At 60.7% G+C, this 23,434-nt stretch carries 21 protein-coding genes and 3 tRNA genes; 11 read left to right on the forward strand and 13 right to left on the reverse strand.

Annotated elements, in window-relative coordinates; all coding sequences use genetic code 11:
• Positions 1 to 17: 17 nt before the first annotated feature.
• From RAK1035_RS11270 to RAK1035_RS11290, 5 genes are all read right to left on the reverse strand, one after another.
• Positions 18 to 842 carry a phytanoyl-CoA dioxygenase family protein gene (locus tag RAK1035_RS11270; RefSeq protein ID WP_008280116.1) on the reverse strand — a complete coding sequence of 275 codons (825 nt, stop codon included), beginning with the start codon at positions 840 to 842 and terminating at the stop codon, positions 18 to 20.
• A complete protein-coding gene (locus RAK1035_RS11275; RefSeq protein WP_008280117.1) occupies positions 839 to 1,711 on the reverse strand; it encodes a phytanoyl-CoA dioxygenase family protein in 873 nt (290 codons plus the stop codon). The genes RAK1035_RS11270 and RAK1035_RS11275 overlap by 4 nt, the downstream gene beginning before the upstream one ends.
• A gap of 3 nt (positions 1,712 to 1,714) precedes the next feature.
• Complete coding sequence (locus RAK1035_RS11280) at positions 1,715 to 3,016, reverse strand: polysaccharide pyruvyl transferase family protein (protein WP_008280118.1); 1,302 nt, start codon at positions 3,014 to 3,016, stop codon at positions 1,715 to 1,717.
• A gap of 2 nt (positions 3,017 to 3,018) precedes the next feature.
• Positions 3,019 to 3,303 (reverse strand): acyl carrier protein, encoded by a 285-nt coding sequence (locus RAK1035_RS11285; protein ID WP_008280119.1) that lies wholly within the window; start codon positions 3,301 to 3,303, stop codon positions 3,019 to 3,021.
• Between the two features lie 413 nt (positions 3,304 to 3,716).
• Positions 3,717 to 6,050 carry a methyltransferase domain-containing protein gene (locus tag RAK1035_RS11290; RefSeq protein WP_050775733.1) on the reverse strand — a complete coding sequence of 778 codons (2,334 nt, stop codon included), beginning with the start codon at positions 6,048 to 6,050 and terminating at the stop codon, positions 3,717 to 3,719.
• A 277-nt stretch (positions 6,051 to 6,327) separates the two neighbouring features.
• Between RAK1035_RS11290 and RAK1035_RS11295 the strand changes: the two genes are divergently transcribed.
• On the forward strand, positions 6,328 to 7,194 hold the full coding sequence (locus tag RAK1035_RS11295) for a sulfotransferase (protein WP_008280121.1): 867 nt from the start codon (positions 6,328 to 6,330) through the stop codon (positions 7,192 to 7,194).
• A gap of 425 nt (positions 7,195 to 7,619) precedes the next feature.
• Here the strand turns inward: RAK1035_RS11295 and RAK1035_RS11300 are convergent.
• Positions 7,620 to 7,707, reverse strand: a tRNA-Ser gene (locus RAK1035_RS11300).
• Positions 7,708 to 7,985: 278 nt separating this feature from the next.
• Here RAK1035_RS11300 and RAK1035_RS11305 point away from each other — a divergent pair.
• Genes RAK1035_RS11305 through RAK1035_RS11335 form a run of 7 tightly spaced genes read left to right on the forward strand, consistent with a single transcriptional unit; the run spans position 7,986 to position 14,386 of the window.
• Positions 7,986 to 8,918, forward strand: coding sequence for an SPOR domain-containing protein (locus RAK1035_RS11305; protein ID WP_008280122.1), 933 nt, complete (start codon positions 7,986 to 7,988; stop codon positions 8,916 to 8,918).
• A gap of 15 nt (positions 8,919 to 8,933) precedes the next feature.
• Positions 8,934 to 10,097, forward strand: a complete 1,164-nt coding sequence (locus RAK1035_RS11310; protein WP_008280123.1) for a D-alanyl-D-alanine carboxypeptidase family protein — start codon at positions 8,934 to 8,936, stop codon at positions 10,095 to 10,097.
• Entirely contained in the window at positions 10,094 to 10,720 is a 627-nt protein-coding gene (tmk, locus tag RAK1035_RS11315; protein WP_008280124.1) for a dTMP kinase, read from the forward strand. The genes RAK1035_RS11310 and tmk overlap by 4 nt, the downstream gene beginning before the upstream one ends.
• Entirely contained in the window at positions 10,717 to 11,841 is a 1,125-nt protein-coding gene (locus tag RAK1035_RS11320) for a DNA polymerase III subunit delta' (RefSeq protein ID WP_008280125.1), read from the forward strand. Before tmk ends, RAK1035_RS11320 begins: the two co-directional genes overlap by 4 nt.
• 21 nt (positions 11,842 to 11,862) lie before the next feature.
• Complete coding sequence (locus RAK1035_RS11325) at positions 11,863 to 12,654, forward strand: TatD family hydrolase (RefSeq protein ID WP_008280126.1); 792 nt, start codon at positions 11,863 to 11,865, stop codon at positions 12,652 to 12,654.
• Positions 12,654 to 13,451, forward strand: a complete 798-nt coding sequence (locus RAK1035_RS11330) for an MBL fold metallo-hydrolase (RefSeq protein ID WP_008280127.1) — start codon at positions 12,654 to 12,656, stop codon at positions 13,449 to 13,451. The genes RAK1035_RS11325 and RAK1035_RS11330 overlap by 1 nt, the downstream gene beginning before the upstream one ends.
• A gap of 5 nt (positions 13,452 to 13,456) precedes the next feature.
• Entirely contained in the window at positions 13,457 to 14,386 is a 930-nt protein-coding gene (locus RAK1035_RS11335) for an AEC family transporter (protein ID WP_008280128.1), read from the forward strand.
• Positions 14,387 to 14,410: 24 nt separating this feature from the next.
• Here the strand turns inward: RAK1035_RS11335 and RAK1035_RS11340 are convergent, their stop codons facing one another.
• The 4 genes from RAK1035_RS11340 to RAK1035_RS20220 form a co-directional block, all read right to left on the reverse strand.
• Positions 14,411 to 15,430 carry a hypothetical protein gene (locus tag RAK1035_RS11340; RefSeq protein ID WP_008280129.1) on the reverse strand — a complete coding sequence of 340 codons (1,020 nt, stop codon included), beginning with the start codon at positions 15,428 to 15,430 and terminating at the stop codon, positions 14,411 to 14,413.
• A 92-nt stretch (positions 15,431 to 15,522) separates the two neighbouring features.
• The gene (locus tag RAK1035_RS11345; protein WP_008280130.1) at positions 15,523 to 16,260 is read right to left on the reverse strand and encodes a hypothetical protein; all 738 of its coding nucleotides are present in this window, start codon (positions 16,258 to 16,260) and stop codon (positions 15,523 to 15,525) included.
• On the reverse strand, positions 16,260 to 17,717 hold the full coding sequence (locus RAK1035_RS11350; RefSeq protein WP_037297182.1) for a metal-dependent hydrolase family protein: 1,458 nt from the start codon (positions 17,715 to 17,717) through the stop codon (positions 16,260 to 16,262). Before RAK1035_RS11350 ends, RAK1035_RS11345 begins: the two co-directional genes overlap by 1 nt.
• A gap of 165 nt (positions 17,718 to 17,882) precedes the next feature.
• Positions 17,883 to 17,966, reverse strand: a tRNA-Tyr gene (locus tag RAK1035_RS20220).
• A 135-nt stretch (positions 17,967 to 18,101) separates the two neighbouring features.
• Between RAK1035_RS20220 and rlmB the strand changes: the two genes are divergently transcribed.
• The gene (gene rlmB / locus RAK1035_RS11355) at positions 18,102 to 18,878 is read left to right on the forward strand and encodes a 23S rRNA (guanosine(2251)-2'-O)-methyltransferase RlmB (RefSeq protein ID WP_008280132.1); all 777 of its coding nucleotides are present in this window, start codon (positions 18,102 to 18,104) and stop codon (positions 18,876 to 18,878) included.
• On the opposite strand, the gene RAK1035_RS11360 is transcribed toward rlmB, so the two are convergent.
• Together RAK1035_RS11360 and RAK1035_RS11365 are read right to left on the reverse strand one after the other, a co-directional pair.
• A complete protein-coding gene (locus RAK1035_RS11360) occupies positions 18,860 to 19,753 on the reverse strand; it encodes a hypothetical protein (RefSeq protein ID WP_008280133.1) in 894 nt (297 codons plus the stop codon). The two genes, rlmB and RAK1035_RS11360, sit on opposite strands and share 19 nt — an antisense overlap.
• 73 nt (positions 19,754 to 19,826) lie before the next feature.
• Positions 19,827 to 20,594: a class I SAM-dependent methyltransferase gene (locus tag RAK1035_RS11365; protein WP_008280134.1), complete on the reverse strand. Its 768-nt coding sequence runs from the start codon at positions 20,592 to 20,594 to the stop codon at positions 19,827 to 19,829.
• A gap of 268 nt (positions 20,595 to 20,862) precedes the next feature.
• Between RAK1035_RS11365 and RAK1035_RS11370 the strand changes: the two genes are divergently transcribed.
• Both RAK1035_RS11370 and RAK1035_RS11375 read left to right on the forward strand, forming a co-directional pair.
• Positions 20,863 to 20,936 (forward strand) — tRNA-Gly (locus tag RAK1035_RS11370).
• Positions 20,937 to 21,037: 101 nt separating this feature from the next.
• Positions 21,038 to 22,834, forward strand: a complete 1,797-nt coding sequence (locus tag RAK1035_RS11375) for an ABC transporter transmembrane domain-containing protein (protein WP_008280135.1) — start codon at positions 21,038 to 21,040, stop codon at positions 22,832 to 22,834.
• Positions 22,835 to 22,952: 118 nt separating this feature from the next.
• Here the strand turns inward: RAK1035_RS11375 and RAK1035_RS11380 are convergent, their stop codons facing one another.
• On the reverse strand, positions 22,953 to 23,387 hold the full coding sequence (locus RAK1035_RS11380; RefSeq protein WP_008280136.1) for a hypothetical protein: 435 nt from the start codon (positions 23,385 to 23,387) through the stop codon (positions 22,953 to 22,955).
• Positions 23,388 to 23,434: the final 47 nt, after the last annotated feature.

A 23,434-nucleotide genomic window follows, 5' to 3' on the forward strand; every position in this document is an offset into this window, starting at 1 on the left:
GCGAGGGTCGGCCCTCCCTACCGCGGGTCCGCGTCCAAGGTCGCCGCCTCGCGCATCACAATCCCGGCGGAATGGCGCAGGATGTCGCGGTGTCTCCTGAGGGCCTCTGGCTCTAGATCGATCTTGGGCTTTGCCTCGAGCAAATAGGTGCCGTGATCCTGACCGCGGACCATTGTCGCATAGCCCTTGGTCGTGCCACGCTGCGCCACATCCCCGGCGATATACCGGATGGCAAACCCAATTCTGCGGCCCGTGGTTGCGCGGTTCGTCGCTGAGCCATGCACCAGCATCACATGGTGGAGCGACATTTCTCCGGGTCTGAGCACGCAATCCACTGCGCGCGTCTCGTCTACTGGCTCTCGCACTTCTTCGCCCAATGGCAGCATAGAGGACGCGGCATTTCGGACGGCATGGGGCACCGCCGCGGTATGGCTCTCTGGTATGACACGTAAACACCCGGTTTCCGGCGTGCTTGGCGTAAGAGCAAGCCAAGCGGTCAACCCCCTTGGCGCATTCAGCCCCCAGCAGGTTCCATCCTGATGCCACGGCACCACATCGGCAGAGCCCGCTTGCTTGCAAAAGAAACTCGATCCCCAGCACAGCACATCAGGCCCCAGGATTTCGGCAACGCGCGCAACGATCCGCGCATCTTGCACAACATCCCAAAGAAACGGAAAGAGCAGATGCCCTTTGACGTTCAGCAGTTTGAAAATACTTGGCCCGAGCCGCTCTTCCACCTGCTCGAACTTTGCGACAAGCTCTGCCGCCTCCGCCTCGGTCATCACCGGGACAGCCGAGACATAGCCGTCCCTCGCGTAGCTCTGCATGATATCCTCGGTCATGTCCCAGTCTCCGGTGATGGATCAACCTGCCTAAGGTGGGCCTCTTTCGCGCGGCGGATCACCCGCCCGGCCTGGCGGATGACATCCGCATGCCGTGCGAGCGCGTCAGCGCTCAGCGCGCCCTCTGGTGCGGTTTCTAGCGGCATCCCCGATATATTGCGCCCGCTCACCAGTGTTACGGTGGCCCCATCTTGGCTGATGGTGGCTGGTACATAGCGGATAACGAACCCAAGCCGTCGATCCGACGAAAGATTGCGCCCAGACCCGTGCAAGACGAGCGGATGATGCAAAGACATTTGACCCGGTCGAAGCACCAGTGCGCGCGCAAGAGAGCGGTCGATTTCCTGCCGTACTGCCTCGCGCGCACCCAGCATGTTGCGGGCATCCTGCGTATCGAGATGCGCCAATTGCCGCGTGTGTGTGCCCGGGATCACCTCCATGCAGCCCGACTCGGAATTGGTAGCACTCAGCGCCAACCAGGCGGTCGCACCAATTGCGTCGCTCAGTCCCCAAAAGGTTGCGTCCTGATGCCAGGCCACATACCCGTCAGATCCCGCCGGCTTGTCGATAATGCTTGATCCAATGCAATAAATGTCAGGCCCCAGCAGGCTTGAAACGGGGCCGACGATCTGCGGATCATGCACAATGTCCCAAAGAAACGGCAGAAGCAAATGCGGCTTGACCCGTGTCAATCCTGAGAGGCGTCCATGCGATTGCGCCTCCTGTGCCTCGATATGCGCGCGTATCGTCGCGGCCTCCTCTTCCGACATGACGTCGAGAGGACAGAGCACGCCATCATGCCCGAAAGAGGCGCAGGATTCGGGGGTAAGCGCATGGCGTTGTGAGGAATAGGCATCCGTCGAGGGCATGGGCTAGAATGGCTCCGTTTCGTGTATGTCCTGCCCCGTCAGGGCGGCTTTGCGGTCCTGCGGCGTGCTGAAAGGCGTCATCGCCCAGCTCAACCCATCTTGCCTCAGACCTTCACGAAAGGCGAGCGCTGCGAACGCGAGCCGCTCACGCCGTTTCGCGTCTGGTCCGGCCCGAAATGTCTCGGCAACTCTGTCCCAATGGCGATCAAGTCTGGCGAGCACATCTGGCGGTATGGGCTGTGATGGGCCTTGCACAGCCTGTTCCAGCGCGGCAAGCGCCTCTGGCCAATCCTTCATCAGGTCGCAACTACGCCCCAGATGTCTGACAAGGCCGTCGAACTTTCGGTAGGCCGGGCGCGCCACCAAAAGCCCAGGCACACCATACGCAGCGGCGGTGATATAGCCGTGTAGCGATGACCCGGCATAGGCACGCGCATGCGCAAGAAGTGCTGCGATATCCCGGAGCCCGCGCGGCCGGTCAAGGGCTGCGGCGGCCACCCCCCGCGCCACAAGTGCTGCCGTCAGTTCGCGCGCCATCCGGTCGTCGGCATGCGCTGTGCCAAGCCCGATCACAATCGGCGATACGTCAAGGCGCGTGCACATCTGCGCCAGACTTTCGGCGAGGTCGCACAGCGATGCCTCCCCAAGCGATCGGCGCCGAACATGCGTTGCCAGCACCCGGTCTGTCCGTGTCACGCCCAGAGTGGCGCAGACCCGGGCAAAATCTTGGGCCAGTTCTGCTTTTGGCCAGACTGTTTCAAGGCCCAGAATCGTATCTGGAACGATCTCGACCTCTGGATGCTCTGACAGGCCCACCATCCGGATCGAACCGGCATCCCGGAGTGCAAGGTAATCGGCACAGTCAAAGGCCGCCGCCGCGAGCGGCTTTAGTCCGGGCCGAAGAGGGTGCGGAACGCCGGGGGCATTCCACGCCACAGGCACATCCCGCAACGCCGCCGCCAACGTGGCCCCGAGCCAGGTCAAGGGGCCAATCGCAGCGCCGATCCCACCCTCGCGATACTCTTTGAGCGGGTCCATGCGATGGGTATGCACAATATATCCGCCGCCTATGAGTAGGCCATCACACGGGGCAAGCGGATCAAAGGCTGTGGCAAGGTCGCGAGATGCCATCGCCTCGCGCAGGCCGGTTTCTGCCCCGGTCGGTGACATCGCATGCACGCGACATCCGCGACGGCCCAGTTCATGTGCGGCAACCACGGGGAACATGAGATCGCCGAAATTCGGCATGTCGAACATGCCGGTGATCATGATATCGAGCGGTCTTTTGCCGCAAGCGTTGCCCATGGCTATGTCGTCGCTCGGCTCTCGCCAATCGGATGAGCGAGATGGTGGCCAAGGGCCCTGACGCTCGGATTGTCAAAAACCTCATTAGGGTTCACTTGAATGGCGAACTGCTCGTTCTTCTGGGCGCCGATGTTTGTGGTTTCGGTGGTATCAAGCCCGTAGACATCGAAACGGTCCTTCGTCGAAACGGGATCCGGCACCTTGATCACTGTGGTGATATATGCCGCCATCCCGCCGCGGATCACGCCCTTGTCAGCGGGTTGGATTAGAGGTGTTCGGCTGGGCATGAATCACCTGCGTTATTTCGTTATGGGCCAGATGTGGGTTGGCCTAAGTATCCCCGAATTATCCCGGTCTTGCAATCAATTGGGCCAGACGCCGATCAGATCACGACTGGGGAGAGAGGACGTGTAACCCGCCCCCCCTGTCGCGCCGCACAGGGCAGAACCACCCCGCGTTCCAGTGCCAAGGCGTCAAACCACACGAAGCTTGCCCAAACACATTTGCTTTGGAATTCAAAGACTCGGTCGAACACCCGTTGCAGTGCCGTGTGACGCAATTCGCGCCCGATCCATTGTCATACTCAACGGGCCTGCCACGACCGATCAAGCGATCCTCGCCATAACGCTTCGCGACAGCGGCCATTACTGCATCCAAGCCTCGTGACGCCTTCTCATGTCCCTGCCGCGTCTAGGCTTTTTTACTTGTGCAGCACCCAGGTTTGCCGTTTTGCCTCGATCTCGAACCCATGGTCGCGTGCGAACTCTTTGATTGCCTCCTGCATCACAAAGCATCCGGATTCGTCCGGCCAGAGCCAGTCATCACCACACAAGATCGCATCGGGATAGAGCGCATAAGCCGCATCAAGATCGGCCCGATGCTTGAACGCGTCGATATAGATCATGTCCACCGGAATTTCCCGGCGCCTCAGGTAATAGAGCGCCTCAGGCGAGAACCGACGAACCGGATAGAAGCGATGCCTGAAGTCCCGCAGATTGTTCAGGGCGACAGCAAAATTCCCATAGTCGGACAAGAGGCGGGCGATGCGTTTCACTTCGGTATCTGACAGATGTTCAACATGGAGCGACATCGACGGATGATGTGCCATCCCCAAAACGTAATCCGCCCAGTTGCCATCCCAAGGATCAACGCCAATCAAGTTTAGATCAGGATTTGCCGTCAGCCAGTGCAGCGCCGATCCCCCCAAGAAACAGCCCACCTCAACCATGAGACGCACGTCCTTTGCGACGATCTCACGCAACACGATGTCGCGTCCCCCATCGCCATTCGCGTCCAGCGCCAGCTTGAATGGTGCGTGGTCTTCCCATGGGAAATCCGGCCATGGATTGTCGCGTCTCAGCGCCTCTAATCCCAACATGAGCTGCGACCCCGGTGGCGCGTCTTCCGCAGGATAGCTAGCATCCACCTCGTTGCGCGCCGTCCGAACCGCCGCCGAAGCCCCCGGTGCGATGGTCCTCTCAGGTTTTGGCGCGCTCTTGGATCGGGCTTCGGCCAAGACCACCGCAGGCGGATGCGCCCCCTTGCAATAGTGGAATACGCTATGCCCCGACGCGCCTTGACGCGCCGCCGTGGGGATCGCTGCGCGCCGCAGGTCGTCGCGGTCAAAGATCTCAATTGGCTCGATCAGATGTGGGCCTGTTCCCCAAACCTCTTGCAGCAAATCCCTCAGATCGCTTGACCCGAAAATGCGCATGTGATCCTTTTCGCCAAAGCGTGCCAGGCGCTCAGCATCCGTCAGATCAGGCGATAGATCTTCGTCAGTCTTCTCGCCACGGATCGGGACAGACAGGAAATGCAGCCCGCCCGGTGCCAATATCCGGTCCAACTGACGCAAGACTTCGCGCACGTCGCACGGGACATGCTCCAGAACATGGTTGTGAAGGATCACATCATAACTGGCATCCGGGATCGCCGCGAGGTCCGTGCATAAATCCAACATGCGGATGCTTTTGTTTTGGCTTTTCTGGAAACGTTCCGCGTTCACTTCGGCCCCGTGGTAGGCATCGCCGGACAAGTCGTTGAACTTTCGCGCAAGGCTTGGTTCCGGTGCCAACTGCAGCACTCGCTTGCCCGGTTCAAAACCGCCCAGCCGATCCAAAATCATCCACATCAGCCGGTTGCGCTCTACGGCTCTGCATGTCGAGCACCGCGCGTTCTGGCGACCGTTGAAGTCTTCGTACTCGGAGCCCTTGCAAATCGGACATTCCAGATCCTTGGCACGCTCCTGCACAGGCGGTTGCACGGCACTGTGAACGCTCCGCATCTCTGGCGATGCGACTTTGCGCATCACGAATGTCGCATTGGTGTAACAGGGCTCCTGCACGCCGCTGCGTCTCACCACGGCCAGATGCCCCCCCAAAGAGCGGATGATCTCCGACAGATCGCTCCCGTAGTCGGTGAACACCAAGCATTTTGTCCCATCCCCAGCGTTATGATAGCGCTCGGGTTTGAGATGAACCAACGTTCCCTGCTCCAGTCGTGCCCGTGTCTCGGTGCGATCCGGTAGAGGATAGTCATTCGGGATAGAGAAGACATGGATGCCACCGGGCCGAAGCACACGCAGCGTCTCGGCAAAGGCTTTCTCGATATCGGGAAGATGTTCCATCACATCGCTGGTGATGATCAGATCAAAGCTGTTGTCTTGGAAAGTCAGCCGGGTCAAATCTTCGTTGCGCACGCCGTCCGAAGAGACGTCGCCAAGCGGCTCATCGGGGCGGAAATAGGACCGGACGTAGTTTTGCAAGCCTTTGAGGCGTGCAACGAACGGCCCCCGCAGCGCCGGTTCGTAGATCGATATGTCATTCAGCAGGCCGCGCTCGACAAGTTGATCAAGAGAAATCGCCCGTCCGCGACCGAACTCATCTACGATGACGCCAGCCTGGTCTCGCCAGCGCAACGTAAAGCGACAGTTCGAACAGGCATAGGATTCCCGCACAGACCGCTGATCGCCGCGAAGCATAGTGCCGACGTGACCACAGATCGTGCAGAGACCGAAAAGATCGGATTGTTGCAAGGTGTTCCCTCCGAATGACCGACTGCTTGACGCGCAGTTTCATTCGATCTTACGCACGCGCTCACCTTCTTGCGCAGGTCAAAAAATGTCAACTGCGGACACCGAGCCGATGCGCCTCTGCAAGATGCCGGTGGTATCCAACTGACATCTACGTAACGTCATTTAAGCAAGTATCCTCCCATGCCGTCATTTTTCCGCTCAACCGGAAGCATTCCACTGTTTACCTTAAATGCGACGCGAGATAGTGATGGGTCGAGAAAAACGGGACTGCTCTAGAATGAATAACAAGTTGTTTTCAAACCTTTTCCTGAGCATCGGCGCGATGAAAGCGGGCACAACATGGCTCTATGCAGTCTTGGAGCGTCACCCAGAGCTTCATTTCACGCCCGAAAAGGAACTGCATTATTTTTATCATAGGTATGTGGACAACAGTTACCTGAACGAAAAGCGACGGCTCAAGGACGCCAAGGATCGCTACCTGTTCCGCTATGATCCAGAAAAGGCGAATATCGACCGCATCCGCGCGAATTTGCATTGGGTGTCGAACTATCTGAACAGCCCTTTGGATGATTTCTGGTATCGCAATCTGTTCCAGTTGCGGGATCATCAGGTCTGGGCCTGTGATTTCTCTAATCTTCATGCCTTTGTGCCCGAGGCGGCATGGCCTAGGATTTCTGCCGACTGCGAGCGGCTGCGCGTTCTTTATACGATGCGGCATCCGCTCAAGCGGCTGTGGAGCCACACCAAGTTTCATCTTCAACTGACCGGCAAACTGCACCTCCTTGATGAGTGGACCGCCGGTGATTATGAGACCTTCGTGCGTTTACCGCATATATGGGACAATGCGGAGTACGGGGCGGTTCTACGGCGCATGAAATCTGGCCTCAAAGAGCAGGAACGCATGGTAATGTTCTATGAAGATCTTCATGCCGACCAGCGCGGTACTCTGGCGCGCATCGAAGAGTTTCTTGGTGTGGCGCCCTTTCAGTATCCGCAACCCCTGCTGAACCGCCGCTTCACTGAAAGTGCTTCGCGCCCTATGCCCGATTTCTTTGCCAAGATCTTCGCGCAGGACATAGAGCGCATTACACATGAAGTCGAAACAGAGGGTTTTGTCGTGCCAAAAGAGTGGCAGTCGCACTGAATTTTTTCGTTTCAAGAATCCGGTGCCGCGTTGCCGATAGAGGCGTTTTTGAGATAACACCGCAAATACCACGGCCAGAAAGCGTCTGAAGTCACGGCTTGCGCACCGCAAACCGTGAGAGGAGCGACAAACGTCCATTTGGGCCCTTCGGCAGCAAGGGCTGAGGCGCGGCGCGGCCGGTCTGGAAAATCTTTGGACAAATCTGAGGCAGTGGGTTCTTTGAGCCTCAAATCTCCCAGACATGACTATGCCCTTGCCAGATGCCGCTAGCGTGAGGGATGTCGCGTAAAGCCGCGTCTCAAAGCCCAACTCAAATTTTGCCGCCAACCAGAAAGATGGATTTATCCGATCATTTTTGTGGTTTGGGGCTTCAAAGGAGGAGAGCGCCCGAAGGCTTCACTTAACTCTTTGAAATCAGGGGTTTTTGGCGGAAGCTCAGGGATTCGAACCCTGGGTACCTCTCGGTACGCTGGTTTTCAAGACCAGTGCAATCGACCACTCTGCCAAGCTTCCATGCCTTAGACGACACCGGCGCATCCAGGCCGGGTTCGGCCCGGCAGTGCGCCACTGTGTGGTGCGACTGTGCCTATAGAGGTCCGGGCGATTCTGAAAGGGGGGGATGCTGGGGAAAATCGCGCATCGAACGCCTGCGCACTTTTCACGCGGGGGGCAAGGCGCTAGAGTGCGGGCGCGCGACAGGACCGGGACGATAACAGGCAAGACCGGACCACCGGCTAACACCGCTGAAAACTTGCGCATACGGGCACGGGGCAAAGGGCAAGGGGCAAGAGATGACAATTGCGGAACAGGGCAAGGGCGGACAGGTGCGGCTATCGCGGCTCGTCCTCGTCGGTGCGGCGATGATGCTGCTGGCTGGATGCGAAGAGGGCGCGCCCTCATGGCTCAAGCCCGACAGCGCCGCGCAATCCTCGACGGGGGGCGCGACGCCTGCACGTCAGTCGGTCAAGCTGGTGGAGCGTGATGTCGAGGCCCCGGATGTCTTTCAGGTGACAGATATGGGCCTTTGGGACGGGCGGCCATCGCTCGGCGGGGTTTGGGTGGCACATCCTGACGTCAAAGAACCGGAGCGGGTCATCATCCGCAGCACGGCGGATTCGAAATTCGTGATCGGCGCGTTGTTCCGGCGCGCGCGAGATATTCCCGGACCGGCGTTACAGGTGTCTTCGGATGCCGCAGCCGCACTTGGTATGCTGGCGGGGGCGCCGGTACAGCTCAATGTAACCGCCCTGCGCCGAGAAGAGGCCAAAGAAGAAACCCCCGAGCCCGAGACCGCGCCGGATGCGGCAGAGGTTCTTGCAGCACCGTCCGAGATCGAAGCGACGGCGCTTGATCCCGTCGCCGGGGCGGCGGCGGCAATTGATGCGGCCGAGGCTTCTGCGGAAACGCCAGCGACTGCAACGCAACCAACCGTTGCGGCGGCGCCAATCCCTGCTCCTGCGGCCACTCCCACTCCCCCTCGCGCCTCTGGGCTTGATAAGCCCTTTATCCAGATCGGGATTTTCAGCGTTGAAGAAAACGCTCGAAATACTGCGACGGCGATGCGGCAGGCCGGGATGGTGCCGACGGTGCTAGAGCAAAACAGCCAAGGCAAAGCATTCTGGCGCGTGATCGTGGGGCCTGCAACCAGTTCCTCGGAGCGGGCAGCCTTGCTCAAAAAGATCCAAGGCATCGGTTTTGAAGACGCCTATGCCGTCACCAACTAAGATTAGGAGGGTCTGATGCGCCTTATCCGCCATATTGCTGCTGCAACGCTTTGTCTTGGGGTGGCGCTGCCTGCGCAGGCCTTTGAAACCAGTGCCAAGGCGGCGTATGTCATGGATGTGACCACCGGGACGGTTCTGCTCGACAAGAACGCCGACACACCCATGCCGCCCGCGTCAATGTCCAAGTTGATGACGCTCTACGTGGCTTTTGAGGCCGTGCGCAGTGGGCGACTGACGCTGGACGAGCGTCTGCCTGTATCCCAGCACGCCATGAGCTATGGTGGCTCGACAATGTTTCTTGACACCACCGACCGAGTCCGGGTCGAGGACCTGTTGCGCGGTATTATCGTACTCTCCGGCAATGATGCCTGCGCGGTGATCGCCGAGGCCCTCAGCCCAGATGGGACCGAGGCCGGGTTTGCCCGCTTTATGACGCAGCGCGCGCAGCAAATGGGCATGACCAACTCCATTTTCCGCAATGCCAGCGGTTGGCCCGCCGAGGGGCATGTCATGAGCATGCGTGATCTGGCGCTTTTGGCGCGCCACATTATTGAGGATTTCCCAGAATTCTATCCGATGTTCGCCGAAACCGAGTTTCGCTTTGACGGTCGCGCACCGAGCAATATCAGCAACCGCAACCCGCTCTTGGGGCTGGGGATTGGGGCGGATGGTCTTAAGACTGGGCATACAGAACAGGCGGGATTTGGCCTGACCGGATCGGCCAAGCAGGGTGAACGGCGGGTGGTTTTCGTGATCTCGGGGCTGGCGACAGCGCAGGACCGGGCGCGCGAATCCGAGTCGATCGTAAACTGGGCCTTTCGGCAATTTGCAGAGAAATCCGTGCTCACGGCTGGCGAGGAGGTTGCGCGCGCTGCGGTTTGGATGGGCGAGGCCACCAGCGTGGGTCTGACCGTGGCCGAGGATGTCTCGACCCTGCTTCCGGTGCTTGATGGCGGTGAGCTAAAGGGCGAGGTGGTGTATACCGGCCCGGTGCGCGCGCCGGTGGCCAAAGGTGATGTGCTGGCCGAATTGGTCTTTGCGCCCGAGGGGCTGCCGTCCACGCGCGTGCCTTTGGTGGCTGCCGAGGATGTGGCGCAGGGTGGGTTCATGACCCGGATACGCACTGTTTCAGGCGTGCTTTTGACGCGCTTGCAGCAGGGCCCCGAGGGGGCGCTTTGAGCGGGCAGGGGCTGTTCCTCAGCTTTGAGGGGATTGACGGGTCAGGCAAATCCACACAGGCGCGACGGCTGGCAGAGACGCTGCGCGCCAAGGGCCGCGATGTGGTCTTGACGCGCGAGCCGGGGGGCAGTCCGGGGGCTGAGGAAATTCGGCGTCTGGTGCTCGAAGGCGACAAGGACCGCTGGTCCGCCGAAACCGAAATTCTGCTTTTCACCGCCGCGCGGCGCGATCATCTAGAGCGGGTGATCGCCCCCGCTCTGGCCCGTGGTGCGGTGGTGATCTGCGACCGCTTTGCCGACAGCACGCGGATGTATCAGGGTCTTGGCCGCGCTGATTTGCGTGGGATTGTCGATCAGTTACATGCGCTGATGATCGGGCGAGAGCCGGATTTGACCGTGCTGATTGATATTGATCCCGGTGTGGGCCTTGGGCGGGCGCTGTCGCGCGGGGGCGACGAGGCGCGGTTTGAATCCTTTGGCGAGGGGATGCAGGCGCGGATGCGCACCGGGTTTTTGGCCCTATCGCAGGAATTCCCCGCACGTTTTACGGTGATCGACGGCGCGCGAGACATGGACGCCGTGGCCGAGGACGTCGCCCGTGTGGTGCAGGCGCACCTGCCATGAACGACGATGGCCTGCTGCCTGAACCTGACCGCGTCGAGGGCGCGCCGCATCCACGCGAGACGGTGCAACTGTTTGGTCAAAGTGCGGCGGAGGCCGAATTTCTCGAGGCCTTCAACACCGGACGGCTGCATCACGGCTGGCTGATCACCGGGCCGCGTGGTGTAGGCAAGGCGACACTGGCGTGGCGCATTGCACGGTTTTTGCTGGCAACCCCGCTGGTGCAGGACGAGGGGCTCTTTGGCGCGCCGCCGCCACCCGCAACGCTGGATGTCGCGCCTGATCATCCGGTGGCGCGGCGATTGCTGGCTTTGTCCGATCCGGGGCTATTTCTGCTGCGGCGCGGCCCCACTGACAAGGGCGATCGGCTGGCCGCCGAAATTCGCGTCTCCGAGGTGCGCAAGTTGGGCAATTTCTTTGCCCTCTCTGCCGCAGATGGCGGGCGGCGGGTTGTGATTGTCGATGCCGCGGATGATCTTAACACCCAAGCGGCCAACGCCATCCTCAAGATGCTGGAAGAGCCGCCTGCGCGCACGGTCCTGTTGCTCATATCGCATCAGCCCTCTGGTCTATTGCCCACCATCCGCTCGCGCTGTCGCACATTGCGGTTGGCCCCTCTGGGACCGCAAGAGATGGCGCAGGCGCTGGAGCAGGCAGGAATAGCGCCCGAGGGCGATCCGGCGGCCTTGGCGGAGCTTTCAGGCGGCTCGGTTGGGGCGGCGGTGCGGCTGCTCAATCTGGGCGGGCTCAAACTCTACGCAGAGCTGGTGGGCCTGATGGAAAGCCTGCCGCGCCTTGATCGCCCCCGCGCCCTGCGGCTGGCCGAAGCGGCGGCGACGCGCGGGGCCGAAGACCGGCTGGATCTGCTGTTTTCTCTCACCGATCTTTTGCTGGCGCGCTTGGCGCGGACAGGCGCCACAGGCCAGCCCCCCTCCGCCGAGGCCGCAGCGGGCGAGGCCGCGATGCTGGCACGGCTGGCACCTGATGCCTATCAGGGTCGGGCATGGGCCGACTGTGCCGAAACCATCGGCGCACGGGCCCGGCATGGGCGGGCGGTCAACCTTGACCCTGCCAGCCTGGTCCTAGATACGGTGTTCAGGATTCAGCAAACCGCCGGGGCCTAATCCCCGCGCCCGAGGACAGGCATGAGCACCGACATTCGCATCACTGACAGCCACTGCCACCTCGACTTCCCTGATTTCGACGAGGAGCGGGATCAGGTCATTTCCCGCGCTGTGGCTGCGGGTGTGCATCGCATGGTAACGATCTGCACCCGTCTGGACCAAGAGCCGCGCGTGCGCGCAATTGCCGAGGCGCATGCGCCGGTGTTTTATGCGGCGGGTATTCACCCGATGCGCGCGGCCGAGAGCCCCTTGGTGAACGTCGATGATTTGGTAAAATTGGCGGAACATCCCAAGTTTGTGGGCATCGGCGAAACGGGGCTCGACTATTACTACACTGCCGAGAGTGCCGAGGTGCAAAAACAAAGCCTGCGGGTGCATATCGAGGCCGCACGGCGTACGGGACTGCCGCTGATCATTCATGCGCGCAGCGCGGATGACGACATGGCGCGCATTCTGGCCGAGGAATATCGCAACGGCGCGTATACCTGCGTCATGCATTGCTTTTCTTCCAGCGCTGAATTGGCGCGCGCTGCGCTTGATCTGGGGTTCTACCTGTCGATGTCAGGCATTGCGGCGTTCCCCAAAAGCCAGGACTTGCGCGATATCTTTGCAAGTGCACCGGCAGAGAGAATCCTGTTGGAAACCGACGCGCCCTACCTGGCGCCGCCCCCCCATCGTGGCCGCCGCAATGAGCCCGCCTATACGCTTCACACGGGCCAAAAGGCGGCCGAAGTGTTCGGCATGGGCTGGGCCGAATTTGCCGCGCAGACCGAGGCCAATTTTGAGCGACTTTTTACCAAGGCGGTGCTGTGATGGCAGAGTTGCGTTTTATCATTCTGGGCTGTGGATCGTCAGGGGGGGTGCCGCGCCTTGGGGGGCATTGGGGCGAGTGCGATCCCACCAACCCCCGCAACACGCGCCGCCGCTGCTCCCTTCTGATCGAACGAGAGACCGAGGGGGGCATTACCCGCGTGCTGATCGACAGCTCGCCCGACCTGCGCGCGCAACTTCTGGATGCAGGCATCGGCGCGCTGGATGCGGTGGTCTATACCCATTCCCACGCCGATCATGTTCATGGCATCGACGATCTGCGGATGATCGTGTTCAACATGCGCAAGCGTTTGCCGGTCTGGGCCGATGGCGACACGCAAAACGCGCTCTATTCTCGGTTCGGCTATGCTTTTGTCCAACCCGCGGATAGCCCTTATCCCCCCATTCTTGACATGCACACGATCGACGGTCCGTTTGAGATCGAGGGTGCGGGAGGGGCTATCGCGCTCACACCGTTTCAGGTCAATCACGGATCGATTGACTCGCTTGGCTTTCGCGTGGGTGATCTTGCCTATCTGCCTGATGTGGCCGCCATTCCCGAGGATGTCTGGCCAGTGCTGAGCGGGCTGGATTGTTGGATATTGGATGCGCTGCGCCGCACGCCGCATCCGACGCATGCCCATCTGGCGCTGTCGCTTGAATGGATCGCGCGCGCGGCCCCGCGCCGGGCTGTCCTGACCAATATGCATATCGATCTCGACTATCAGACTGTGGCAGAGGAGACACCGGCGCATGTGACCCCCGCCTATGACGGGATGATCCTGCGTTACACGGTCTAAGCGCGATGCAGGCGCTGTTTGAAATCATCCTGCCGGTCTTTCTGGTGATCGGCTTTGGCTATCTCGCGGTTTGGCGGCGCTGGTTCAGTCAGGCGGGCGTGGATGGCCTGATGAGCTTTACCCAGAAATTCGCCATTCCCTGTTTGCTGTTTACGGCCATTTCGCGCCTCGATCTGGGGCAGAGTTTCGATTGGCGGCTCTTGCTCAGTTTCTACGTCGGGGCGAGTTCCGGCTTTGCTCTTGGTCTTTTGGGCGCAAGGCTGATCTTTGGCCGGACATGGGAGGATGCCGTCGCTATCGGCTTTTGCTGCCTCTTCTCCAACTCGCTGCTTTTGGGCCTGCCGATCATGGAACGTGCCTATGGGGCGGATGCCTTGGCCGCCAATTTCGCCATCATCGCTGTGCACTCGCCGTTTTGCTACGGTCTGGGCATCACCGTGATGGAAATCGTCAAGGCGCGCGGAACGGCGGGGCCGAAGGTTGTTGTCAAAGTGCTCAAGGCGATGTTTTCCAACACGCTGATCATGGGCGTCGCGGCAGGGTTTGTTGTCAACCTGTCGGGTTTGGTTCTGCCTGCGCCGGTGGAGGATGGGCTTGATCTTATGGCGCGCGCGGCGCTGCCGGCGGCGCTCTTTGGTCTGGGGGGCGTGCTGGTGCAATACCGTCCCGAAGGCGATTTGCGGGTGATCCTCTATGTCTGCCTGATCTCATTGGTGGCGCATCCGGCGATCACCTTTGGCCTTGGTCTGGGGATCGGGCTGCCGGTTGAGGGCGTGCGCTCGGCGGTGGTGACGGCGGCTATGGCACCGGGGGTCAACGCCTATGTCTTTGCCAATATCTATGGTCACGCCAAGCGTGTGGCGGCCTCGAGCGTTCTTTTGTCCACTGGCTTGACGATCGTTACGGCTTGGATCTGGTTGCAGGTTTTGCCCTGAGCCAAGGCGGTGCGTGGATCTGCCTTAGCGCATCCAGAACCCGTTGCGCTTGATGGTATTGCGGATCACTTGCTCGCGACGGGGCAGATCGTTTTGGTCAAAAAGCGCGCGCACCTTCATTCCACGGCCCTGATAGATCATCCGCTTCGCAGGTTCGTAATTCTTCAGCACGCGCTTGATCTTGTTGGGGGCCGTCACCTCTTGCAGAACTTCGACCACATGATCGGCCTCGCGTGCATAAAGCAGCGGCAAAAACCGATAGTGACAACTGATCTGACCATCCAGCAGGTCGGGTGGCAGCGTGTCCCGCCCGCCTCCAAGCGAATGGATCACCAAGGGCAGTGCCACCTGATCGAGCCAAGGATCGAGGGATTGCAGGAGTAATTCGCGCGGCCCGTCATCGCGTATGCTGAGCGCATAGTCGAGAAAGCGTCGGCCAAAGACATGCGGGCAGCGATAGAAAAAAAAGCCTGCGTTGAAATAGAGATAGCGTTGCCAATAGCCCTCTGGCTGGCCCTGATCGAGAGAGGTTTCGAAAGTGAGGCCGAACTTGTCGTAGAGCGATTTCCAGATCTGGGTATGGGTTGGGCCATAAAGCTCGATCTGCGGCCATGTGCCTTCGCGGCGCAAAGAGGCTGTGGGGCGGCTGAAATCGAAGGGAACAGAGGCAAGATCGCCGCAGATCAGCGTGTCGGTGTCGAAGAACACAAAGGGCTCGCCCTTGGGCAGCGCGAACAGCGCCTCGATCTTGTTGCCATAGGGATAGGCTGCGCCGAAATGGCGGCTTTCAAAGGCCACGAATTCCGCGCCGAGATCAGTCAAGAGCGCGCGGCTGTCCTCGTCCTTGATGCGTGGATCGTCGCCCCAGAGCGGCCCGGGCTGCGGCTCTGCCACAAAAAGACGCCCCGCAAAGCCGGGTGAGGTGGCGCGCAGTGACGCTGCAAAGAGAATAGCCTCGTATTGCAACCGACCGGCCTGACCGACGATCAGGATATTGTAGGTCTGAGGCACCTCTGTCTCGGGGACCTTTGTCTTGGGGGCCATTCTTGTCGTGATCCTGCCTGACTGCCACACTCACTATGGGGTTTTCCACCGCACAGATAAAGCGGTTATCGCAGGTCAGCGCGCGCTGCGTGTCAAAAGCGCAGGGTTAATCCCGCAAGTGGGCCAGAGAATGTCGCGTCAAACTTTCGACCATTCTTGCTATAATCGACGTAAAGATGCCGGTATCCTGCCGAGAGCCAGAGCCGGTCACTGGCCTGCCAGTTGAGCGTGCCGACAAGCTGAGATGTCATGTCTGAGCCCGCCCCAAAGCCACCGACATCGACGTAACCGATAAAGGACCAGCGGTCCGTGAGCCGCAGATTGGTCCGCGCGGCGAGGATCGGATCGGTAAAGCTCACGTCGATCCCGGCGGCAAGCCCCGGCACCGGCGTGGTGGCGCGTCCTTCAACCTGCCAGTGGCGCAGGCCTGCCATGAAATCAACCATGGCATCAGGCGTCGTAAGCGCCCGATATCCTGCGGTAAGCGTCAGCGAGGATTGCTCGATCCGGCCACGCGCGGGCAGGCCGGGGGCAGGGGGTGGCAACGGCACGGTTCCGCGTCGCGAACTTGCCGAATGGGACAGGTCGCCCATCACCACCAAACGCTGATAGCGGGCATACCCCGTGAGAAAGAACGCCGTATCGAGATCTTCGAGAACGTCTGACAGCCCTTTGTCAAAGCGCAATGACGGGCCGCCTGCACGGGGTGTGATCGTCCCACCAATGCCGGTCCCCCATGCATAGGGCGTGATCTGGGCGTTCCAGTCTTGCGCATGTGCAGGCGGCGCGAGGCTGAGTATCGTCAACAGGGCTGCGAACCGCGCAAACATCAGAGTTGATCCTTCACGACCGCACCGCCCTTGACGATCATTGCAAGGCTTTGCTCGGGCGTATCAAGCCAGTCAAGCCCTGCCTCGGGATCGCTCTCGACCACCAGAAGATCGGCCATCGCCCCTTCTGCGATGACACCAAGTTGTCCGTCATAGCCGCTGCGTTCCCCAGAGAGCGCCAGCAGATCGCCCGCCGCCCCTGTCGCCATGCGCAACGCCTCGAGCGGGGGCATGAAGCGGGTCTGCTTGGCCAATTGCCGCCCCTGACTGCTGGCCCCTGTGGGGTTCATCAGGATGTCGGTGCCAAAGGCCATGTTGACCCCCACAGTGCGGCCCATTTCAAAGGCCTGCACGGTGCCTACCGACACTTCCTGCCGCTTGGCGTTCTGTCTTGGATCGCTGCTTGGGTTGGAATCCTCATCGGCCAAAAAGGGCTGGATCGACCACCACGCGCCCATGTCGCGCATCAGGCGAACCGTCTCAAGATCCGCTAACTGACCGTGTTCAATGGATTTCACCCCAGCCCGCAGGGCGCGCTGGATACCTTTGGGCGTATAGACATGGGCGCAAACATAGGTGCCCCAATCTTCTGCGGCCTCGACGGCGGCGCGCATTTCGTCTTCGGTGAATTGCAGGCTTTCGAGCGGATCATAAAGCGAGGTGACACCGCCGCCGGCCATGATCTTGATTTGGCTTGCGCCCTTCATCAATTGTTCGCGGGTGCGGCGCAGCACCTCGGCGCGCCCGTCTGCGATGGCCACCACGCCGACCCGCTCACTATAGCTCAGATCGCCGTCGGCGCGGGGAAGTTCCGAAGTCATGCGGAAATCGCCATGCCCCGAGGTTTGCGAAATCATCGCGCCCGACGCAAGAATGCGCGGTCCGGGCAAAGCACCGCGATCAATGGCCAGCTTGAGGCCAAAAGCCGGGCCGCCGGTGTCGCGCACGGTTGTGAAGCCGCGCAAGAGCGTGGCCCCTGCCTCGCGCCCGGCCATCAGATGCACAAAACCAATGTCGGCTGTCATGGCCTGCAGTTGGGTCACACCGACCAGCGTGCTATGCCAATGTGCGTCGATCAGGCCCGGAATGACCGCCCGACCACCACAGTCAATGCGCTCAGCCTCCGTCGGTCCCTGTCCGGCGGCGGGCAGGCCGGTGATCCGCCCGCCGTCGATCAAGATCTCGCGGCCTTGGATCAGAGAGAGGTCATGGCCGTTGAAATAGCGCAGGTTGGTCAAGAGCAGCGGGCGACCGGGGGCCTGTGCCCGAGCCGGTTTTGACGCCAGACCAAACCCCGCATAAAGACCCACCACCGCCGCCAGACCACCCAACATAGCGCGGCGGTTGAGGTCTGCCTCGATCCGGGCAAAGGCCGCTTGAGTAGTGGGGGCGCCGCAGAGGCAGCAATCAATTTCGTCGTGGCTGTTTGAAGGGGAAGGGCAGCATATCTGGCACATCGGTCTCGCCTCTTACCTTGATCTTGATCGGCAGAGGGCACGCCGCGCTGTCTCCGCTTGTCAGAAGTTAGGGACATCAGGCGCGACGTCAACGCAATAGCACATAAAGGCGCCAATGCTCTGCACAGAGGCGGGCCCGTGATCCCTTGAAATTAAGAGGGAAAGTGGTGGGCGACCCAGGAATCGAACCTGGCGTGCGTCTCCGCGAGGGAGTTACAGTCCCCTGCCACACCTTGCGGCCTGTCGCCCACTTTCCCAGCACTTGCGCGCCGGACGTGGGGGGCTGATTACTAGTGGCCGGATGCTGCGTCAACCGGAAAATCGCTTGCAAGCAGTGGCCGCCCGTCGCATTGTCACGGGCCGGAAAAGAGGGGCCTTACAGCCATGAAAAAACCCCGTTGGGTGATCGACAAGGAACAGGCCAAGCGGGCGGCAGCCTCTGAGACTGTGTGGCTGTTTGGTTTGCATGCGGTGCGTGATGCGCTGGAAAACCCGGCCCGCGAAAAACTGCGGCTGATCGTGACGAAAAACGCCGCTGACAAGCTGGAGGCGGCGATTGCTGCAAGCGGCATAACACCCGAAGAGGTCGATCCGCGCAAGTTCAACGCGCCGCTTGATCCCGGTTCGGTGCATCAGGGTGCCGCGCTAGAAGTCAAGCCGCTGGATTGGGGCCCGATGGCTGAGGTCTGTTTGGGGGATGGTCGCACCGCGCCCCGCGTGGTGCTTTTGGATCGGGTCACAGACCCGCACAACGTGGGTGCGATTCTGCGCTCTGCCGAAGTATTTGGCGCGCGGGCAGTAATTGCCCCCCGCCATCACGCCGCACCCGAAACCGGGGCGCTTGCCAAGACCGCCAGCGGCGCGCTCGAACGCCAGCCTTACCTCAGAGTGCGCAATCTGGCCGATGCGATCATCGAGTTGCAGGCCATGGGCTATACGGTGCTGGGGCTGGCCGGTGAGGCGGAACTGACCATTGAGGCCGCTCTTGAGGGCAAGCGTGACCGTCCGGTTGCCCTTGTGCTCGGCGCCGAGGGGCCGGGGCTGCGCGAGAGGACGCGCGAGGTGTGCGATGCCTTGGTGCGGATCGAGTTCGCCAGCGATTTCGGCTCGCTCAACGTGTCCAACGCGGCGGCTGTGGCGCTTTACGCAGCGCGAGGCTGAGGGCGGGCGGCGGCATCCTCGAAGGCTGCGATGAACCGCCCTTTGATCATCCAACTGAGGCCAAAGGCGCATAGGCCGAGGGATTCAAACAAAAAGGTTAGGCGGAGACTGTCCCAGATGGCCTCGATGCTCTGAGCAAGGCCAAGAGGCAGGATCATCTCAAGCAGCGCGGCCTTGATCGCCAGCACGCCCACCACGGCAAAAATGATGCGCCCAAGCGTGCGATACCACAGATTGCGCCGGTCCTTGCGATTGCCAGCAAGGCGCGCGGCGGTGGAATTTTCACGGGTAAAGACATAGGCTGAGAAATACCCAAGCACCAAAAACATCACCCCCGCCGCGCCGAAATGCATCATTTTGAGAACGGTTGGCACATCTGCACCGAGGGCGGCAAAGCTGGCCCAAAAATCATAGCTGATCGTGCCCGCGACCGTGCCGCCCGGCGGGTGAAACCCCTCTGAGCCGCTGGCATTGGTCAGGAACACACGCGCCACCTCGCCGGAATAGGTGCACCCTGATCCGGTGGTCGGCACGAAGGCCACGATGACGGCGGCCACCCCGGCCAGTTTTAGTAGTACCACATCATACCAATGCCAGCCCAAGCACCCCTCGCGCCCCGGCGCACGAAAACTGTAAAAGAACATGAGCAACAGGCCGATAAAGCTGAGTGCGCCCACAAGGATATCCCCGCCGATCCGGCTGAAGTAATAGTGGCTGATCGAGGCGTTGAAGCAGGTGTTGGTCAGCAGGGACACCAGCCCAAGTGATCCAGGCAGACCAAGCGCCACATAGCCGACGCCCAGATTGAGGCGGCGCAGGTCTATGTCAAAAGGCAGGTCGCGCAGGTCGGGGAGAGGCGCATTCGTATCTGTCATCTGGCGTATCCCTTGTCACTGAGACAGGATCAGCCTAGCCCAAGATCGCCGCAACCCGAAACGCTTTCACGCCTCAGGCGGCGTCTTCTGTGCTCTCTTGATCTGGCGCGGTCCAGCGGTTGACGTAATCGGATTGATACACCTTGTCTGCTGATTTTGTTGAGCGCTTCGGCTTGCGCACCGCATAATCGAGGATGATCCCGCCCTCTGCCAATGATCCCGACAGACGCGGGCGCTTGCCGGTCACATTGGGATTGGTGGTTGTCACCACCTTTCGGGCATGCGCAGGCTTGATCGGTTGCAATGCGCAATGCAGCACCTCATAGCCCAGTGTCGCCTCCCAAAAGCCATAGACCATCTCGGGGTTGATCTGGTAAAATGAATGATTGACCCAGTTGTTGCAGGGGCTGTGCCCTATCAGCACGCCACCGGGTTTCAGCATCTTGTGAATATTGCGATAGGCGGTGGGCAAATCAAAGATATGCTCGCAGGTGCCGCCGTCATAGATCACGTCGAATTTGCGCTCCAGTTTCTTGGGCAATTCGGCGCTGAGGTCTTGAATGATACTGGCCTTTTCAAAATCCGAGTAATCCATGGAATCGACCGAGGCAAAACCGAGTTTCTCGAAGAAGGGTTCGGAATAGGTTGCACCTTCGGGAACCAGATCGGCCTCGCTCAGGCCCGGCAAGTGGTCTGCCAACGCTTGCGCAAACACCCGCGATGACGCACCGCGCCTTGACCCGATCCAGCGCTGCCGCCCAAGCATCAAGAAACTACCGTTCAACTCATGACCTTTTACAGTCTCAATCAGCCGGGCAGCAAGGGTATCAGGAATGGCCATAACGGGGCTCCCTAGGTGTTGGATTGAGCGCGTCGACCATCCCAAGGCCCCCGCCGGTCAACTTTGCAGCCATTGCGCGGGCGCTTCAAGTAAAGATATGCGCGCCCGGCTTGGCCAAATTCGCCGACTCGCGACGGGTTCCGCTCAGTGCGACTATTCAGCGCGTGCATCAGCGTTTGGGCGCGCTTTTGGTCAAGACGCGTCGTGGCAAAAGTCCGGACAGCCGGGCTTGACCCTTGGGCGCGCCTCTACTAACTAGCGCAAGAGCGCGGGCGTTGTGTAATGGTAAGACCCTTGCCTTCCAAGCAAGAGACGCGGGTTCGATTCCCGCCGCCCGCTCCACCAAATTCCCCCTACCATGGCCCTTGTGGCTGATCTGTCCCCTTGACCACGGCCTCATCGCCCGCCAAGAACCTTGGCCAAAGGATGAGGAATAAAAATCTATGGTGCGCAGGGCCGAAAACGGGGCTGATCTGCTGGATCGCGAGAAATCGAAACATGTGGGCGCGTTGGCTGAACTGTGGCCATTCTTGCGCCCCTATCGTAAACTGCTGACTGCCGCGGTTCTGGCGTTGGTCATCACCGCAAGCGTGGCCTTGATGCTGCCACTGGCAGTGCGCCGGGTGGTGGATAATTTCAGCGCTGAGAACGGCGCTATCCTTGACCAGTATTTCGCGGCGGCCGTGCTGATCGCGGCGCTTTTGGCGGTAGGCACCGGGTTGCGGTATCTGCTGGTGACCCGGTTGGGCGAGCGCGTCGTCGCCGATATTCGCAAGGCCGTGTTTGACCGCGTGATCGGCATGAGCCCAGCCTTTTTCGAGCGGCTGATGACGGGCGAGGTTCTGAGCAGGATCACGACAGATACCACGCTGATCCTGTCAGTGATTGGCTCTTCGGTGTCGATCGCGCTGCGAAATTTGCTGATCCTGATCGGGGGCATGGGGTTGATGATGCTGACCTCAGCCAAGCTGACGGGTCTAGTTCTGTTGATCGTACCCCTCGTCATCGTGCCCATTCTAACGCTTGGCCGACGGATGCGCGTGCTCAGCCGCGAGAACCAAGACTGGATCGCGCAGAGTTCGGGCAATGCGTCAGAGGCGCTTTTGTCTGTGCAGACGGTGCAGGCTTTCACCCATGAGCGCGAGAGCCGCGCGCGATTTGGTGATGTGACCGAACGCAGCCATGACGCCGCACGCCGCCGGGTCAATACCCGCGCGCTGATGACCGTGATCGTGATCTTTCTCGTTTTTACAGGGATTGTGGGCGTGCTTTGGATCGGCGCACGCGATGTGCGCGCAGGGGGCATGACCGCAGGTAGTTTGGTGCAATTTGTCATCTACGCGGTGATGGTCGCAGGGGCGGTTGCGGCGCTCTCGGAAATCTGGGGCGAATTGCAGCGCGCGGCAGGTGCAACCGAGCGTCTGGTCGAGCTGTTGCAAGCCGAAGATCCGGTGCGCGATCCCGCCCGACCATCCCCTGTGCCACGCCCGGTGCGGGGTGAGATCGCCTTTGAGGATGTGCAATTCGCCTATCCATCGCGCCCCGGCATCCCTGCACTGGATCACGTGAGCCTGACGATCCGTCCCGGCGAAACGGTCGCTCTTGTCGGTCCCTCTGGGGCGGGTAAGACCAGCGTCATTCAGTTGATCCAGCGCTTCTATGATCCGGATGCAGGGCGAATCACGCTCGATGGCGTGTCGCTTGCCGATATGGCGCGGCACGAATTTCGTCGTGATCTGGCCTTGGTGCCGCAGGACCCGGTGATCTTTGCCGCCTCGGCACGCGACAACATCCGATTTGGCCGACTAGATGCGACCGACGCCGAGATCGAGGCCGCGGCGCACGCAGCCAATGCGCATGATTTCATTTGCCGCTTGCCGGACGGCTATGACACTTATGTGGGCGAGCGTGGTGTGATGCTGTCCGGTGGGCAGAAACAGCGCATCGCCATTGCCCGCGCTATTCTGCGAGATGCGCCAGTTCTGTTGCTGGACGAGGCGACATCGGCGCTTGATGCCGAGAGCGAACGCGCGGTGCAGTCAGCGGTAGAAGCGATGGCGCGCACCCGCACCACGATTATCGTGGCCCATCGTCTGGCGACGGTAAAAAAGGCCGACCGCATTGTGGTGATGGATCAGGGCCGCATTGTCGCGCAGGGCACGCATGACAGCCTTGTCGCTGAGAATGGCCTCTATGCGCGGCTCGCGCGGTTGCAATTCACCGATGGCGAGGCGGCGTGACGTCGGCAAGATGCCGACGTTATCGACTATGGTGGACCGCCTCGCAAACGCGTCCCGTTCAGGACCAATTCACCGATTACACCGGGCGGGAATGTGAGGCGGCCCCGCAGATCATCCCTCAGAAGGACATGATCCGCGTCTCCTCTGCCAAGAGGCGCGCAGCCACGGCAGGTGGTTTCGCGGCGGTGATCCCGTCTAGCAAAGCGGTCTCATCCACGCCCTTGTTGGGCAGGTATATGGCGCAGACCTCAATCGTTGCCCCGGTCTCCATGATCTTTTGCATCAGGCCCTGTGGGCTCATCCCCATCGGCGCTTGCGGCGCGGTGGCACTGGCGGGGGCATCCTTGAGGGCCAGATCGCCAGCAGGGCCGCAGAGCAGCACATAAGAGCTTGCCCCGGCCTGCATCGTCTGCATCGTCAGAACCATGCCCATCAGCTGCGTTTGGGGTTCTGCACTGGTCAGGATCGTGACCATCTGCTTTGCGTCCTCGGCCATGACAGGGCTTGTGAGGGCGGCCAGACCAAGCGTCGCCGCGGTGATGATTTTGCGCATGATGTCCTCTTTTCTAGCAAAGATGAATTCTGAATCTGTGTTTCACA

The sequence above is a fragment of the Roseovarius sp. AK1035 genome (assembly GCF_003288315.1).
Lineage (GTDB): Bacteria > Pseudomonadota > Alphaproteobacteria > Rhodobacterales > Rhodobacteraceae > Roseovarius > Roseovarius mucosus_A.